The organism is Rhizobium sp. 32-5/1 (genome assembly GCF_029537235.1).
In the GTDB taxonomy this organism is placed as follows: domain Bacteria; phylum Pseudomonadota; class Alphaproteobacteria; order Rhizobiales; family Rhizobiaceae; genus Pararhizobium.
Genome location: NZ_CP120638.1, coordinates 178,483 through 194,588 on the forward strand (window position 1 = coordinate 178,483; position 16,106 = coordinate 194,588).

General features: G+C 59.4%; 11 protein-coding genes and 4 pseudogenes. 10 read left to right on the forward strand and 5 right to left on the reverse strand.

The annotated features are described in order from the left end of the window. The first annotated feature begins 9 nt into the window (after nucleotides 1-9). Nucleotides 10-715, forward strand: a pseudogene (tmk, locus tag P6U16_RS00905) (dTMP kinase). Beyond that, nucleotides 712-1,755: a DNA polymerase III subunit delta' gene (locus P6U16_RS00910; RefSeq protein ID WP_277702262.1), complete on the forward strand. Its 1,044-nt coding sequence runs from the start codon at nucleotides 712-714 to the stop codon at nucleotides 1,753-1,755. The pseudogene tmk and the gene P6U16_RS00910 overlap by 4 nt, the downstream one beginning before the upstream one ends. Here P6U16_RS00910 and P6U16_RS00915 read toward each other — a convergent pair. Continuing rightward, the gene (locus tag P6U16_RS00915) at nucleotides 1,739-2,044 is read right to left on the reverse strand and encodes a pyrophosphatase (RefSeq protein WP_277702263.1); all 306 of its coding nucleotides are present in this window, start codon (nucleotides 2,042-2,044) and stop codon (nucleotides 1,739-1,741) included. The genes P6U16_RS00910 and P6U16_RS00915 overlap by 17 nt on opposite strands. 180 nt (nucleotides 2,045-2,224) lie before the next feature. Here P6U16_RS00915 and metG point away from each other — a divergent pair, with 180 nt between their 5' ends. The 3 genes and pseudogenes from metG (at nucleotide 2,225) to P6U16_RS00930 (ending at nucleotide 5,424) form a co-directional block, all read left to right on the forward strand. Beyond that, nucleotides 2,225-3,799, forward strand: a complete 1,575-nt coding sequence (gene metG / locus P6U16_RS00920) for a methionine--tRNA ligase (protein ID WP_277703959.1) — start codon at nucleotides 2,225-2,227, stop codon at nucleotides 3,797-3,799. Nucleotides 3,800-3,809: 10 nt separating this feature from the next. Next, nucleotides 3,810-4,588 (forward strand): annotated as a pseudogene (locus P6U16_RS00925) (TatD family hydrolase). 2 nt (nucleotides 4,589-4,590) lie between these two features. Next, nucleotides 4,591-5,424 (forward strand): MBL fold metallo-hydrolase, encoded by an 834-nt coding sequence (locus tag P6U16_RS00930; protein WP_277702264.1) that lies wholly within the window; start codon nucleotides 4,591-4,593, stop codon nucleotides 5,422-5,424. Here P6U16_RS00930 and P6U16_RS00935 read toward each other — a convergent pair. Both P6U16_RS00935 and P6U16_RS00940 read right to left on the reverse strand, forming a co-directional pair. Continuing rightward, nucleotides 5,417-6,361, reverse strand: a complete 945-nt coding sequence (locus P6U16_RS00935) for a phosphoribosylaminoimidazolesuccinocarboxamide synthase (protein ID WP_277703960.1) — start codon at nucleotides 6,359-6,361, stop codon at nucleotides 5,417-5,419. The two genes, P6U16_RS00930 and P6U16_RS00935, sit on opposite strands and share 8 nt — an antisense overlap. 372 nt (nucleotides 6,362-6,733) lie before the next feature. Next, nucleotides 6,734-8,271 (reverse strand): IS3 family transposase gene (locus P6U16_RS00940; RefSeq protein WP_277701657.1). Its coding sequence is split into 2 segments (ribosomal slippage): nucleotides 6,734-7,635 and nucleotides 7,635-8,271, totalling 1,539 coding nucleotides; the frame shifts between segments, so codons are not numbered across the junction. A gap of 50 nt (nucleotides 8,272-8,321) precedes the next feature. Here P6U16_RS00940 and P6U16_RS00945 point away from each other — a divergent pair. From P6U16_RS00945 to P6U16_RS00965, 5 genes and pseudogenes are all read left to right on the forward strand, one after another. Beyond that, complete coding sequence (locus P6U16_RS00945; protein ID WP_277703961.1) at nucleotides 8,322-9,698, forward strand: ISNCY family transposase; 1,377 nt, start codon at nucleotides 8,322-8,324, stop codon at nucleotides 9,696-9,698. Between the two features lie 258 nt (nucleotides 9,699-9,956). Continuing rightward, nucleotides 9,957-10,995, forward strand: a pseudogene (locus P6U16_RS00950) (IS30 family transposase). Between the two features lie 231 nt (nucleotides 10,996-11,226). Next, a pseudogene (locus P6U16_RS00955) lies at nucleotides 11,227-11,825 on the forward strand (demethoxyubiquinone hydroxylase family protein). Nucleotides 11,826-11,931: 106 nt separating this feature from the next. After that, nucleotides 11,932-13,221, forward strand: coding sequence for an FAD-binding oxidoreductase (locus P6U16_RS00960; RefSeq protein ID WP_277702265.1), 1,290 nt, complete (start codon nucleotides 11,932-11,934; stop codon nucleotides 13,219-13,221). A 200-nt stretch (nucleotides 13,222-13,421) separates the two neighbouring features. Further along, a complete protein-coding gene (locus tag P6U16_RS00965; RefSeq protein WP_277702266.1) occupies nucleotides 13,422-13,841 on the forward strand; it encodes a DUF4864 domain-containing protein in 420 nt (139 codons plus the stop codon). A 9-nt stretch (nucleotides 13,842-13,850) separates the two neighbouring features. Here the strand turns inward: P6U16_RS00965 and tgt are convergent, their stop codons facing one another. Both tgt and queA read right to left on the reverse strand, forming a co-directional pair. After that, nucleotides 13,851-14,981: a tRNA guanosine(34) transglycosylase Tgt gene (gene tgt / locus P6U16_RS00970; protein WP_277702267.1), complete on the reverse strand. Its 1,131-nt coding sequence runs from the start codon at nucleotides 14,979-14,981 to the stop codon at nucleotides 13,851-13,853. Beyond that, the gene (queA, locus tag P6U16_RS00975; RefSeq protein WP_277702268.1) at nucleotides 14,978-16,057 is read right to left on the reverse strand and encodes a tRNA preQ1(34) S-adenosylmethionine ribosyltransferase-isomerase QueA; all 1,080 of its coding nucleotides are present in this window, start codon (nucleotides 16,055-16,057) and stop codon (nucleotides 14,978-14,980) included. The genes tgt and queA overlap by 4 nt, the downstream gene beginning before the upstream one ends. Between the last annotated feature and the right edge of the window lie 49 nt (nucleotides 16,058-16,106).

Here is a 16,106-nt window from a genome sequence, read left to right on the forward strand (position 1 = left end):
AAATTCAGAGTGACGGTCGGAAGCGGGTTGTTCGTGACATTCGAAGGCGGCGAGGGGGCAGGCAAGTCCACCCAGATTCGCCTGCTTGCCGATGCGCTGCGACAGCGTGGCCGGCCGGTGCTGATGACCCGCGAACCCGGCGGATCGCCGGGCGCCGAGGCGACGCGGCACGTGCTTTTGTCCGGCGCTGCCCAGTCTTTCGGGATCCGCATGGAAGCCATCCTGTTTGCCGCGGCCCGCAGCGACCATGTCGAAGAGGTGATCCGACCGGCACTTGCCGAAGGGGCCATCGTGCTCTGTGACCGCTTCCTCGATTCTGTCCCGCGTCTACCAAGGGATTACCGGCAATCTGGAGCCACCCTTCATCGAAGCGCTGGAGCGCGTCGCCATCAATGGCGTCATGCCGGATTGCACCATCATCTTCGATCTTCCGGCGAGCGTCGGTATGGAGCGCGTGCGCCGCCGCGCCGTCGCGCCGGATGCCCAGACTGGCGAGGACGTCGAACTCGACCGTTTCGAGAAGGAAGAGATGGACACGCACGAAAAACGCCGCGAGGCTTTTCTCGATATCGCGGCAGCCGATCCGAAGCGTTGCCATGTCATCGACGCGACCGGACAGCCGGACGCGATCGCAGCTTCGGTTCTTTCGATCGTCGAAGCGGCCTTGTCCGGTCACGGCAAAAATGGCCATGGCGGCTCGGAAGCAGCGCAATGAGCAGTGAAAAATATGGCGTGCTCGACGGAGCCTTGCCGCCTGCGGAAAACATGCGGCTGTTCGGGCATGCCGAAGCCGAGCAGTTTCTGGCGCAGAACTATCGCTCCGGCAAGGGTCATCACGCCATCCTGATCGAAGGGCCGGAGGGCATCGGCAAGGCGACGCTGGCGTTTCGCTTTGCCAACCATGTTCTGAGCCATCCCGAGCCGACTCAGGCACCTGATATGCTGGCAGATCCCGATGCCAATGCGATCGTCAGCCGGCAGATCGCTTCGGGCGCCTCACACAATCTGCTGCACCTGACGCGACCGACGGATGAAAAGACCGGCCGCGTCAAAAGCGCAATCACCGTTGATGAGGTCCGACGCGCGGGAAAATTCTTTTCGCAGACATCGGGCACCGGCAACTGGCGGATCGTGATCATCGATACCGCCGACGACCTCAACCGGAATGCTGCCAACGCAATCCTGAAAATCCTTGAGGAGCCGCCGAAACGGTCGCTTTTCCTGGTCCTCACCAATGCGCCGGGAAAGCTGCTTCCCACCATCCGCTCGCGCTGCCTGCCGCTGTCCCTGCGCCCGCTCGGGCCTGGCCCGATGCGGCAGGCGATGGCCAATCTCGGCTTCGAAATTGCCGGGGCGAATGCGGAGAAGGTCTTTGCCGCCGCCCATGGCAGCATTTCGGAAGCCCTGAAACTTGTGAACTACGGTGGGCTCGACATCATCACCGCCTTTGACGCGGTGCTGGCCGGGCAGGGACCGGGTATTCGCAAGGACATGCACAAGCTCGCCGACACGCTCTCGGGCAAGGACAGCGAAACCATTTTCGATTTCTTCTCCGACCTCGCCGGGAACCATATTATGGCGCAGGCACGCCAGGCCGCTCTGGCCGGCGATCTTTCCCGCGCCGACAGCTTTGCGCGACTGTCTTCCGCCATTTCCGAGAAACTCATCCTTGCCGGCGCCTACAATCTCGATCGCAAGCAGACAATCCTATCACTAATGGACGAAATCAGGGCTGTGTCTATTTCAGCGGCTTGAATTTCCATTTTCGCTCGATTGCCGCAGAGAGATTAATCCCGTTTTCTGTGGCAAAAAGCAGGACATGGCCTATCAAGTCAGCCGTCTCGTCGGCCAATGCCTGTTTTAGGTCCTCTGAAGATTGCCCCTTGGTGCGACCGCGACCCGTCAGCTTGTTCCAGATCTGAGTTAGCTCGCCGAGCTCTTCCTGCATCTTCAAAATAAACCAATCCCGATCACGTTCGATCTGGTGCATCTCGGCATAGCGAGCCGAGGCACGCGAGAATTCATCGGCAAGGTCTGTCAGCATTATCTCGAACCCTTCTGCTGTTCACTTAATGTTCCAGATTTGAAGTCTCCCTGTCAAGCCGCGTTTTCCATCCTTCCGGCATGACGGAAAGATTCGGTGCTGCTGCCGTCCATTGACGGTTTTCCGTGAACCGACTGTTTCATCGCAACCTCGGATGCGCTAATAGCCAGACACCAAAAGATTAGTCACAGAGCAAATCCTTACCATGACAGACAAGTCCCCTTCTACATCACCACCGCGATTTCCTACCCGAACGGTCGGCCGCATATCGGCCATGCCTACGAGTTGATCGCGACGGATGCCATGGCGCGCTATCAGCGTCTGGATGGGCGCGAGGTGCTGTTCCTGACGGGGACGGACGAACACGGCCAGAAAATGCAGCAGACCGCGCGCAAGGAAGGCATCACGCCGCAGGAACTGGCGGATCGCAATTCCGGCGAGTTCCAGAAGATGGCCGTGCTGCTGAATGCGTCGAACGACGACTTCATTCGCACCACCGAGCCGCGGCACCATGAGGCAGTTAAAGTTATCTGGAACCGCATGAGCGACGCAGGCGACCTTTACAAGGACAGCTATGCCGGCTGGTATTCGGTGCGTGACGAGGCGTATTTCCAGGAAAGCGAAACCGAGCTCCGCGCCGATGGCGTGCGCTATGGGCCGCAGGGAGCGCCGGTTGAATGGGTGGAGGAGGCGAGCTACTTCTTCAAGCTTTCTGCCTATGAAGAGCGTCTTCTCAAGCATTACGAGGACAACCCTGATTTCATCGGCCCGGCCGAACGTCGCAACGAGGTGATATCCTTCGTCAAATCCGGGCTGCGCGATCTGTCGATGTCGCGCACGACTTTCGACTGGGGTATCGAGGTTCCGAACGATCCGTCGCATGTCATGTATGTCTGGGTTGACGCGCTGACCAATTACATCACCGCGACCGGCTACCTGACCGATCCGCAAGGGCCTAGAGCGAAATTCTGGCCGGCCGATATCCACATGATCGGCAAGGATATTATCCGCTTCCATGCGGTCTACTGGCCGGCTTTCCTGATGTCCGCCGGCCTGCCTTTGCCCAAGCGTGTCTTCGCTCACGGCTTCCTGCTCAACAAGGGCGAGAAGATGTCGAAGTCGCTCGGCAACGTCATCGATCCCTTTGCGCTGGTGGAGCATTTCGGGCTCGATCCGATCCGCTATTTCTTCCTGCGCGAGGTCTCCTTCGGCCAGGACGGCAGCTATAGCGAAGAGGCGATCGCCACCCGCATCAATTCCGATCTGGCAAACGGCATCGGCAATCTCGCCAGCCGCTCGCTGTCGATGATCGTCAAGAATTGCGACGGCAAGATCCCGGAATGCGGACCGCTTGCCGATGCCGACAAGGCGATGCTGGCGGCTGCCGATGCGCTGCTTGCCTCCACGCGCGACGACATGAACGCACTGATGATCCACCGGGCGCTCACCTCGATCATCGCGGTTGTCTCGGAGGCCGACCGTTATTTTGCAGGGCATGAGCCTTGGGCCTTGAAGAAGACCGATCCGGCCCGCATGGGAACCGTGCTTTACGTCACGGCAGAGGTTGTGCGCCGCATTGCGATCCTGCTGCAGCCGTTCGTGCCGCAATCCGCGGATAAGCTTCTGGACCTGGTGGCCGTGCCGGCAACCCAACGCGACTTCGCGCATTTCGGTGAGGCGGGTAGGCTTGTGACGGGTACGCCGCTGGAAGCACCGAAGCCGGTTTTCCCGCGCTACATCGCGCCGGAAGTTTAAGGGCGCACAGATGCTGATCGACACCCATTGCCATCTGGACTTTCCGGATTTCGAGGCCGAGCGCGACGCCATCGTTGCGCGCGCCATGGCCGCCGGCGTTGGCCAGATGATCACGATTTCGACGCGGGTAAAGAAGTTCGACTCGATCCTTGCTATCGCCGAGCATTACGACAACGTCTTCTGCTCCGTGGGCACGCATCCCCACAATGCCGACGAAGAGCTCGACATCGAAGCGGCCGATCTCGTGCGGCTTTCGGCGCATCCCAAGGTCGTGGCGATCGGCGAAGCGGGTCTCGATTATTTCTACGACAATGCACCGCGCGACGCCCAGATGACCGGCCTGCGCCGGCATATCGACGCTGCCCGGAAGACAGGCCTGCCGCTGGTCATTCACAGCCGCTCGGCCGATGACGACATGGCGGCGGTGCTGACCGAGGAAACAGGGAAGGGGCCTTCCCTTTCCTCCTCCACTGCTTTTCCTCCGGCCCGGAGCTTGCCCGCATCGGCGTCGCGCTCGGCGGCTACATCTCGTTTTCCGGCATTCTGACGTTCCCGAAATCGGAAGAACTGCGCGAGATCGCCAAGACAGTGCCGCACGACCAGATGATCGTCGAAACCGACGCTCCCTATCTAGCTCCAAAACCTTATCGCGGAAAGCGCAACGAGCCGGCTTATGTGGCGCACACAGCGGAGGTTCTGGCTGAGACGATCGGCGTGACGACGGAGGAGATTGCAAACCTCACGACAGAAAATGCGTTTCGCATCTTCTCAAAAATGCCGAGGCTCTGAGCTTGGCGACAAAGCGGATCTTCACCTTGCTTGGCTGCGGCTCTTCGCCGGGCGTGCCGCGCATCACCGGCGACTGGGGCGCCTGCGATCCACACAATCCACGCAACCGCCGCACACGCGCAGCACTTTTGATCGAACAGATCGGGGACGATGGCGGAAAGACGACCGTTGTCATCGATACCGGCCCGGATTTCCGCGAGCAGATGATTGCGGCGAAGGTCGATCACATCGACGCCGTTGTGTATTCCCATGCCCATGCCGACCATGTGCACGGGATCGACGACCTTCGCGGCTTTGTCCTGCACAACAAGCAGCGCACGCCGATCTGGGCCGATGCCGAAACCATGGAGCGTATCCGGGAAGGGTTTCGATATTGCCTCGAACAGGCGCCCGGCAGCGCCTATCCGCCCATCGTGAAAGCTAACATCATCGATGCCGATCTTCCACCGCTCGCCATTACCGGCGACGGCGGCACGATCCTGATCGAACCGCTGCGGCAAGTTCACGGAAGCATTCACTCTCTCGGATTCCGCATTGGCGAATTTGCCTATTGCAGCGATGTCAGCGATTTTCCAGAGGAGACGGTCGCACGGCTTTCAGGGCTGGACGTGCTTGTCATCGATACCTTGCAGTACAAGTTTCACCCGAGCCATTTGTCCCTCGAACAGGCACTCGGCTGGATCGAACGTTTCCGGGCCCGATCCGCGGTGCTGACGCACATGCACGTGCCGCTGGACTACGACACCGTCATGGCCGAAACGCCCGACCACGTGCAACCGGGATATGACGGGATGCGCATCGAGATCAATGAGGCGACAACGCTTACAATCAGCTGAACCAGGCTTTCAGATTGCCACGGATGCGATCCAGCACAGTGACACCCGACAGGTCCGGCTCGAAGCGCTCTCCGGTGATCGTCTCATAGGCCTCGATATAGACCTTCGAGGTCTGTTCGACGAGTTCAACCGGAATTTCCGGAATGGGATCCTTGTAAGGATCGCAACGCTCGGTGACCCAGGCGCGCACGAAGTCCTTGTCGAAACTCCTTGGACGCGTACCCGAGGCAAAGCTCTCGGCGTAACTGTCTGCGATCCAGTAGCGGCTCGAATCCGGCGTATGGATCTCGTCCGCCAGCACGATCCGGCCGTCCTTGTCCGTGCCGAATTCGTATTTCGTATCGACCAGAATAAGCCCGCGCTCGGCGGCGCGCTCCTGGCCACGGGCAAACAGCGCCAGCGCATAAGCGGAAACCGTATCCCATTGTTCCTGCGTGAGCAGCTTCTGCGCCAGGATTTCGTCCGCCGACAACGGCTCGTCGTGGCCGCCATCGAAAGCCTTGCTGGTCGGCGTGATGATCGCCTGCGGAAGCTTCTCGTTGTCTTTCATGCCGTCGGGCAGGACGATGCCGTACATGGCGCGTTCGCCATTGCGGTACTTGGTCAGGATCGACGTACTGGTGGTTCCGGCCAGATAGCCACGCACGACGATCTCGACCGGCAGGATATCGAGCCGCGTGCCGATGACGACATTCGGATCCGGATAGGACACCACGTGATTGGGGCAGATATCGGCGGTCTGCTCGAACCAGTGGCGCGCCGTCTGCGTCAGGACCTGGCCCTTGAACGGAATAGCCGTCAGGATCACGTCGAAGGCGCTCAGCCGGTCCGTTGCGATGATGATGCGGTTGCCGTCAGGCAGATCATAGTTCTCGCGAACCTTGCCGTTATAGCGTCCTGGCAATTCAGGAATGAAAGCATCTGAAAGAATGCGCAATTCGCTCATCGGGTCCGGTCTTTCGCTTGGCACTACGGAGCCTTCGGCTTAAGCCTTTGGAACGGTGCAGGTCAAGCCGAGGGGCCGACGAACCCACGGATTAGCAGCAAATGGAATATCTTCTAGTTCCATAATCTATCTTATGTGATCTTTGTCTGTAGCGGCATTTTAGAAATGCGACATATAGGCTAGTTAGAGACGCGACAGTCGTCGCCTCTTGGGATGCTGGTCGAACGTCAGCATTGGGAAGCAAGATAAGCGACGTGCATCGTGGTCGAGGCCATCTGTGTTCGGAGTCGTCATGTCTTGTTTGATTGTTATGTCTCAGAAGGAATTGCATCGTCGGGGGTGCGGATAAAAAGTTGGACAGCTTTATAAGTTAAGGCCGAGGCTCTTGCGATATTCGACCGGGCTGAGTGATCCCAGCGATATCTTGATCCGCTTCTCATTGTACCAGCGGATATAGGCGTCTACCTCGGCAACGAACTGTTTGATTGTGATGGCCTTCCAATCTCGTGGATAAAATAGTTCCGTTTTCAATCGGCCGAAGAAGCCTTCGCATGCGGCGTTATCTTGTGAGCATCCCTTTCGGGACATTGAGCGAACCAGTTTCGCTTCGCTGATCCGCGTTAGCCAGCCTGGCCAGCGATAATGGGCTCCGCGATCGGAATGGACGATTGGCCGTTCCTCGCCGTCGGTCACGGTCTCAATAGCTGCATCCAGCATAGTATTGACCAGCCGCGCGTCTGGTTGCGTTCCAATCGACCAACTGATGACCATTCCGTCGAAGCAATCGATGATGGGCGAGAGATACACCTTCCCGGCTGGGATCTGGAACTCGGTGATGTCTGTCAGCCATTTCTCGTTCGGCGCTTTCGCATGGAAGTCGCGATTGATCAGGTTCTCGGGTGCCGGACTTATTTCTCCCAAGTACGATCCGAAACGCCGTCGGCGCGGTCTGGCCACGACCAAGTGCTCCTGCTTCATCAAGCGCTGGACAACCTTTTCCGAGATGATCACGCTCTTCCTGGCCAGTGACGCCTGTAGTCTGCGGTAGCCGTAACAACGACGGTTCGCTTCAAAGATTTCTGCAAGGCTGTGCCGGACGGCGGCATACTTGTCTGCCAGACACATGCGCGTGCGATGATAAAAGTAGGAGCTTCGCGCAATTTGCAGCTGGGCGAGCAGTTCTGGCAAGCGATAGGTATCTTTAAGGGCGTCAACCAGCTGTGTTTTTTCCCGATTACTCAGGATCTGCAGATCGACGCCCAGTTCTTTTTTAGGAGTTCATTGGCCTTCTTCAGGAGGTCATGCTCGAGTTGCAACTGGCGAACATCACGTTGGAGGGCTTCAAGCTGGCGCTCGAGTTCCTCGCGTTCCGGCGCCTGCGGGGTGGTTTTGCGGCGTTTCATGGAGGAAGGAGCCTCATGACCGAGTAGCTGGTCTTTCCAGTTGTACAACGTCGGCCTGCAGACGCCCAGCCGGTCAGCCACCTGTTGGGCGCTTTCATCTCCACTACATAGTCCGATGACACCAGCTTGCTTCACCGCTGCGGGATAGGCAGGGCGCCACGATCGACCCACCATCGATGTTCGCGTCTCCGGAAAGGCCTCACGTACCCATGCGGTCAGAGTTCCTCGACCAGGATAGCCGAGCGCCCTCATCGTCGCAGAGATGCAACGATCATGGGTGCGGTAATGCTCAAGTGCCGCCTGCTTCTGACTCTTGGAATACTTTGGCGCTCGAGCTACCGGCTGAATACGCAGGTCGAGATGCTGTACGTACTCGCGGTACCAACCCCTCAGCGCATTCTTTGTGGGATAACCCAACTGCCGAATGGTCCCGTTAAGTCGCTTGCCAAGCCTGATATAAAGCTCAACGGCTCGAAGTCTGTCTGCGTAGGAATACATGAACTACCTCCTGGTGGTCCAAGTTTTCGTCCGCACCCCCACTTGAACTAATCCAGCAGATTCGGGCTCGGAGGCTGACTGTCGTCGAGGCGGCTGGGTTGCTCGGTCTCAGCCGCAGTCAGGTCCACCGTCTGTTGCAAGCCTATGACCTGGCCGGCGCCGATGGTCTTGTCTCGAAGAAACGCGGCCGTGCGAGCAACCGGCGTCACAGCGAGGACTTCCGCAACCTGGTGCTCGACTTGGTGCGTGAGCATTACGTGGATTTCGGACCGACCCTGGCCGCCGAGAAGCTGCTCGAGCGCCACCGGATTGCCGTCAGCAAGGAGACGCTGCGTCAGTGGATGATGGAAGCCGGCATCTGGGTGACGCGCCGCGAACGCAAGAAGCGGGTTTTCCAGCCGCGCGGCCGGCGCGACTGCTTTGGCGAACTTGTGCAGATTGATGGGTCGCATCACTGGTGGTTTGAGAACCGCGGTCCCAAATGCGCCCTGCTCGTCTATATCGACGATGCCACCGGCAAGCTGTTGCATCTGCGCTTTGCCGGCTCGGAGAACACCTTCGACTATCTGCACGCGACGAAGGCTTACCTGCAGCAATGGGGCAAGCCGATCGCGTTCTACAGCGACAAGCATGGGGTTTTCCGCACCACCCATGCTTCGCAGCAGGACAGAACCAGTGGCCTGACACAATTCGGGCGGGCGCTTTATGAGCTCAACATCGACATCATCTGCGCCAATAGCCCGCAGGCCAAAGGGCGCGTCGAGCGCGCCAACCAGACGCTGCAGGATCGGCTGGTGAAGGAGTTACGGCTGCGTGGCATCGACACGATCGCGGCGGCCAATGCCTATGCGTCGGAATTCATGGCCGACTTCAATCGCCGCTTTGGCAAGGAGCCTCGCAATCCGAAGGACATGCATCGGTCGTTTGCCGCGCATGAGAACCTCGATCGCGCCATGTGCCGCAAGGAAGTGCGCAAGCTGTCACAGGCCCTGACGCTGCGCTATGACAAGGTGCTGTTCATCCTCGATCCGACGGATCTCGCCAAGACGCTCGCCGGTAACAAGGTCGTTGTCTGCGACTATCCCGATGGTCGCCTCGAGATCACCCACGAGGGGACGTCCCTGCCCTACAAAACCTTCGACACGCTGCGCTCGGTGCACCGCTCCGAGGTGGTTGAGAACAAGCGGCTTGATGACATGCTGGCCCTGGTGGCCGAGATGCAGGCCGGACGTGAGCAACAGCGCAGCCAGAGTGGACCACGCCGCACCGGTCAGACCGACCATATGTTCGGCATTCGCGACGGCAGTACAGCCAATAGCTACCAAAAGCGCGGCAGCAAGCCTGGCAGGAGGACGGATTTTACCAATGATCCAGTGGTAATCGCCCGGCGAGAGCAAGCCCTTGCGCAGTTGAAAGCGGCGGAGTGATCGGGGTGTCAAAGCTAAAGTTTACTCTTCCAGCTGGAGCCATCCGCCGCCGCCCGGCCTACGCAACCCCGACCAGCTCCACCCGGGCGGCGGCGTACGTCTGTGTATCGTCAAATATAGAATCTTGCAAAATCAGCAATAACGAATAGGATGGTGTCGCGTCTCTAAATTTCTTACTTTGTCTCATCTTTAAATAGCTGTGACATTGTCTGTAGCCTGGTGGGTTCAAGGATGAAGTGAGACTTGCGAATGATACCAATGGGTTGTCACTCGCAAGGAAGCTGCCATGGAACGCACCTACTCCCTATTGACCTCGATGAGCGTCGTAAGATTGCCGGCTGGCGAACGGCTGGGCTGAGTGTCGAGGTCATCGCCGAGAAGCTTGGTCGACATCGCTCGACGATCTTTCGTGAGATCAAGCGCAACACGTTCGTCGACAAGGTCGTCCCGGATCTCAATGGCTATTATTGCATCACGGCGCATGACATGGCTTGTGAACGGCGGGCCAAGCTCCGGAAGCTGGTGCGCTTCTCGACTGTGAGGCAGTCCGTTATCGACCGGATCATACATGGTTGGTCGCCGCAGCAGATCGCTGGCCGGATGCGCCTGGAACGGCACCCGATCTCAGTCAGTCACGAAACGATCTACAAGTTCGCATACTCGGCCGACGGACATGCAATCAAGCTGTGGCGTCATCTGCCGGAGCATCGAGCTCGACGGCGACCGCGACATGCAAGACGCAAGTATGGCCAAAGGTTTAGCTCTGACCTGAACATTCTGCGCCGTCCGGATATCGTTGCCGATCGCAAGCAGTTCGGCCATTGGGAATGCGATCTGATCCAGTTTCGCAAGAAGTTTGGCAAGGCCAATGTGACGTCGCTCGTGGAGCGAGTCAGCCGCTTTGCCATCTTCCTGCGCAACAATGATCGGCAGTCCCGGCCGGTTATGAACGGACTTGTTCAAGCGCTACAAGCGCTGCCCCACCTCGCCCGCCGCTCAATCACCTTCGATCGTGGGACTGAGTTCACCGACTGGGCCCTATCTGCAAGCCAGCATCGGCACACAGATCTGGTTTTGTGACCCGCAGTCATCCTGGCAGAAAGGCACGGTTGAGAACACCAACAGGCGAGCGCGGAAATGGCTTTCGAGAGAGGTCGATCCCTTATCCGTGACTGATGCCGATCTGATCGCGATCTGCAATCAGCTCAATGCCACACCGCGCAAATGCCTCGGCTATCGAACGCCGGTCGAAGTCTTCCGCAAGAAACTGCTCGCTCAATTGAGGCATGCCGGTTAGCTTGATCCAGCTCGCAAGTCGCGCTTCAGCATGAACTCACACAAAGTTAGAATGTCCTGTTTCCGTAAAGTTGGAATGTCATGCTCTGCACATGCCTCCCAAACAATCAGCCGGATGCTGTTGATGTAGCTTTCGTCGGACTTTTGAATTCCGTAGAATGTGCCAAGGCAACTTCAGACCGACGGCGGGACAACGCCCTATCGGCAGCGCGGAAGCGGCAAGGCAGCGTAAATGACGAGCAAGGCGTCGAGCAAATCGGCCAACTGCCAGCCGGACATAACCATTCGGCGTATTCTCAAGGTGAACCACGCGGGCGAGTTCGGTGCAATTCGGATATACAGCGCGCAGATTATTGTAGCTCGGTGGTTTTTCCTGACATCGTGGCTGCGCTTCAAGCGATGCGGGAAGACGAAATTGAACATTGCGACCTGTTTCGCAACGCAATGCCTGCGCGGAGCGCCCGGCCCTGCCGCGTCATGTCACTTTGGAGTCTCGGCGGTTACGTGCTCGGCTTTTTGACGGCACTTTGCGGACGGAATATGGTCTGGATTTGTACTGAAGCGGTTGAAAGCGCGGTCCATCGGCATTTGGAAGACCAGATGGCCTTCCTTCAAACCCGCGACCGCGAACTCCATACCCTTATTTCGTCTATTCAAGAGCAGGAATTGGCGCATCTGCGGAAGGCGGAAAATAACCAAAAAAGCAAAGGCCTAGCGCACGCATTGTTTTTGCCTGTTGTCGGCGACCTCACCAACCTGATGATTTGGCTTTCGACCTGGGGAGATTCGAGCCGTATGCGGGCCGAGATTACACGGGATGAAAAGGCATAGCCCATGAGCGGCGCCCAGCGCACCTCGGTTTCGAGCCTGCAATTCTCTTTGCGCTGCGCGGAACGTTGTGCAGACTGAACATCCACATTCATCTGGACTGAATCATATGCAGACTGTCCAATCCCTACCGCCCAGCGTTTACGCGGATACCGCCGTCGACGCGCTGGGCACGCCAGTCTTCGATACGGACGCGCGAACATCGGTGGCGATTGTCGGTGCGGGCTTTGCCGGCCTGTCGGCGGCGCTGCATCTGGCGGAAATGGGTGTCGATGTAACCGTGCTAGAAGCCAACGAACCCGGTTGGGGTGCGTCCGGGCGCAATGGCGGACAGGTCAATCCGGGACTGAAATTCAATCCGGACCAACTGATCACCATGTTCGGCGACGATCTTGGCCGGCGGATGATCGCACGGGCTTATGGCGGTCCGGATTTCACTTTCGACCTGATCCGCAGACTGGGCATCGATTGCGATGCGCGGCAGAACGGCACGTTGCGTGCCGCCACCCATGAACAGGCCTTGGACGCCATTCGCGAGACCGCAAGACAGTGCGCGGCGCGCGGCATGCCGACGAGCCTGCTCGACGCGTCAGACATTCGCGCCGCCGCCGGCACCTCGCATTATTCGGGCGCGCTGTTTGATCCGCGTGGCGGCGATCTGCATCCGTTGAACTATGCCCGTGGCCTTGCCACTGCGGCACTGGCGGCGGGTGTGAAAATTCATGGTGCAAGCCGCGTGCTGTCCGTCAAGCGCAAAGATGGCGGATGGCGACTTAAAACTGCGAAGGCGACATTGACCGCCGACAAGCTGCTGCTCGCGGTCAATGCCTATGCCGATGATCTTTGGCCTGGGCTCAAACAATCGCTGGTCCCGGTATACAGCGCCATCGTCGCCAGCGAGCCCCTGCCCGACGATCTCGCCGCCAGGATCCTGCCGCAGCGTCCTGTCCTTTACGAAAGCAGCCATATCACCGTCTACTACCGTCTCGACCGGCAGAACCGGCTGCTGATGGGCGGACGCGGCCCGCAACGCAGCCTGAATGGCAATAAGGCTGCCGTGTCCTACCTGATGCGCCATGCCGAGCGTTTGTGGCCGGAAATCAAGGGCATCGGCTGGAGCCATGCCTGGAACGGGCAGCTTGCCGTAACACCGGACCACCTGCCCCATGTTCATGAACCATCTCCGGACACCCTGATCTATCTCGGCTGCAATGGCCGCGGCGTCGCCCTTGCGACGACCATGGGGCAGCAACTGGCAAACCGGCTCGTCCATGGCAAAAGCGCACAACTCGATCTGCCCGTGAGCGCCATCAAGCCGATGCGCTTTCACGCACTCTGGCCGGTCGGTGTGCACGCAGCCATGCTCTGGGGCCGGTTCCGCGATGCGGCCGGATTGTGATCTGTTGTGAGTTTCCGCCCGTATATGAAACATTCACGAAAGATTGATGCCGCTTCGTTACCTTAAGAGCATCGCCCAACAGTCTGTTTTTGCTAAAATAAAGTTTGAACCACTTGGATTGCCGATACCGCTTGAAAACCGTCACGCTTTCCAAGCGGCGCGGTCCCGCTATCCTGAAGACCAAACAAGGAGCGCTTGCCATGCACCGTGCAGTCCTCACGTCCGCCTTTGCGATTTTCCTGATGAGCGCCGGTGTATCTTCCGCCGCTGAGCCGGTGGATACGGCCCAGACGATCATTCAGGACCAGATCGCCGCCTTCCTGAACGACGACGCAGCAACCGCCTATTCCTTCGCCTCGCCGCAGATCAAGGGCAAGTTCCCCGATCAGAGCATCTTCTTCGACATGGTCAAGCGTGGCTATACGCCGGTCTATCGTCCCGGCAATTTCGCCTTCGGCCGCAGCAAGATCGATGGCGATACCGTCGTTCAGGAAGTGCTGATTTCCGGCCCTGACGGCAAGGACTGGACGGCGCTTTATTACGTCGTCAGGCAGCCGGACGGGTCATACAAGATCAACGGCGTGCAGATGCTGCAGCAGGCGCCCGGCCCCGAGATTTGAGACCGGCCGCTATACCGGCTTCAGATCGCCGCGCGCCCACTCTTCCTGCGTCTCTTCCATGAAGGACTGGAAGCGGCCCTCCTCGATCGCGGCACGAATGCCCTTCATAAGGTCCTGGTAGTAGGCGAGATTGTTCCAGGTCAGCAGCATGCCGCCGAGCGATTCGTCGGCGCGGATCAGGTGGTGCAGATAAGCGCGCGAATAGTCGCACGCCGCCGGGCAGGATGATTGCTCGTCCAGCGGGCGCATATCTTCCGCATGGCGGGCATTGCGCAGGTTGACGCGGCCGCGGCGGGTGAAGGCCAGCCCATGGCGGCCGGCGCGGGTCGGCATCACGCAGTCGAACATGTCGATGCCGCGGGCCACAGATTTGATGATATCATCAGGCGTGCCGACGCCCATCAGGTAGCGCGGCTTGTTCTGTGGCAGTGCCGGAAGCGTGATGTCGAGCATCTCCAGCATGACATCCTGCGGCTCGCCAACAGCAAGGCCACCGACCGCATAGCCCTTGAGATCGAGTGCCGCCAAGGCCTCAGCGGAGCGAATGCGCAAAGCCGGCACGTCGCCGCCCTGGACGATGCCGAACATCGCCTTGCCCGGCTGGTCGCCGAAAGCCGTCTTGCAGCGCTCCGCCCAGCGCAGCGACATTTCCATGGCGCGCTCGATTTCATCTGGCGTCGCCGGCAGCCGCACGCATTCGTCGAGCTGCATCTGGATATCGCTGCCGAGCAGGCCCTGGATCTCGATCGAGCGCTCCGGCGACATATAGTGCGAGGAACCGTCGATATGCGATTTGAACGTCACGCCCTGTTCGTCGAGCTTGCGCAGACCGGCGAGCGACATGACCTGGAAACCACCTGAATCCGTGAGGATAGGGTGCGGCCAGCGGATCAGCTCATGCAGGCCGCCGAGCCGTGCGACGCGCTCCGCGCCCGGCCGCAGCATCAGGTGATAGGTGTTGCCAAGGATGATATCGGCGCCGAGCTCGCGCACCTGGTCGAGATACATGGCCTTGACCGTGCCGACCGTGCCAACCGGCATGAAGGCCGGCGTGCGGATTTCGCCGCGCGGCATCGATACGGTTCCGCGGCGCGCCTTGCCGTCGGTTGCCAGAAGATTGAACTGAAACGTCTCGGTCATCTGTTGTCCCGGAAAAGCAGGCTGGAATCGCCATAGGAATAGAAGCGGTAGCCGGTTTCGATCGCGTGCGCATAAGCCGCGCGCATCGTCTCCAGCCCGCTGAAGGCCGAAACCAGCATGAACAGCGTCGATTTCGGCAGATGAAAATTGGTCATCAACACATCGACGGCGCGAAAGCGGTAGCCGGGCGTGATGAAGATGCCGGTCGGGCCGGACCAGGGCTCGATCATGCCGTCCTCGCGCGCGGCACTCTCGATCAACCGCAAGGAGGTGGTGCCGACGCAGACGATGCGCCCGCCCTTCGCCTTCAACGCATTGAGCGCTGCGGCCGTCTCGGCGCTGACATAACCGACCTCCTCGTGCATGACGTGATCGTCGGTATCAGCGGCCTTCATCGGCAGGAAGGTGCCGGCGCCAACATGCAGCGTCACGAAATGGCGCTCGACGCCGATCGCATCCAGCGAGGCGAACAGCCGGTCGGTGAAATGCAGGCCGGCCGTGGGTGCTGCCACGGCGCCGGAAGAGCGCGCATAGACCGTCTGGTAGTCCGTGCGGTCCTTCTCGTCCTCCGGGCGCTTGGAGGCAATGTAAGGCGGCAGCGGTACATGGCCGACGGCAAGGATCGCCTCGTCGAGCGCAGGACCTGCGAGATCGAAGCGCAGCGTCACCTCGCCTGCCTCGCCTTTCTCCTCGACCGTCGCATCGAGCGATCCCAGCATGCAGCTGTTCTGGCCATGCCCGAAGGAAAGCCGGTCGCCCGCCTTCAGCCGCTTGGCGGGACGGGCGAAGGCTTTCCAGCAATCGGGCGCGGTGCGCATATGCAGCGTGAATGAGACTTGCGAGACGGCATCCCCGTCCCGTCTGCGCAAACCTTCGAGTTGCGCCGGAATAACCTTGGTGTCGTTGAAGACAAGCGCGTCGCCGGCACGCAGAAAATTCGGCAGGTCAAGCACGCTGTGGTCAGCCAGCGCTTCGCCCGGATGCACGACGAGCAGCCGGGCGCTGTCACGCGGGCTTGCGGGCCGCAGTGCGATATTGTCCTCAGGAAGATCGAAATCGAAAAGATCGACGCGCATCTGCAGTCTTCTAAAACAGGCTTATTTAAACAGGAAACCCGCCCCGGCG

Excerpts from the sequence above, each read along its gene's own strand:
- P6U16_RS00915 (WP_277702263.1), bottom strand. The coding sequence starts at position 2,044 with ATGCTGACAGACCTTGCCGATGAATTCTCGCGTGCCTCGGCTCGCTAT.
- tgt (WP_277702267.1), bottom strand. The coding sequence starts at position 14,981 with ATGACCGAGACGTTTCAGTTCAATCTTCTGGCAACCGACGGCAAGGCG.
- queA (WP_277702268.1), bottom strand. The coding sequence starts at position 16,057 with ATGCGCGTCGATCTTTTCGATTTCGATCTTCCTGAGGACAATATCGCA.
- P6U16_RS00960 (WP_277702265.1), top strand. The coding sequence starts at position 11,932 with ATGCAGACTGTCCAATCCCTACCGCCCAGCGTTTACGCGGATACCGCC.
- P6U16_RS00910 (WP_277702262.1), top strand. The coding sequence starts at position 712 with ATGAGCAGTGAAAAATATGGCGTGCTCGACGGAGCCTTGCCGCCTGCG.
- P6U16_RS00965 (WP_277702266.1), top strand. The coding sequence starts at position 13,422 with ATGCACCGTGCAGTCCTCACGTCCGCCTTTGCGATTTTCCTGATGAGC.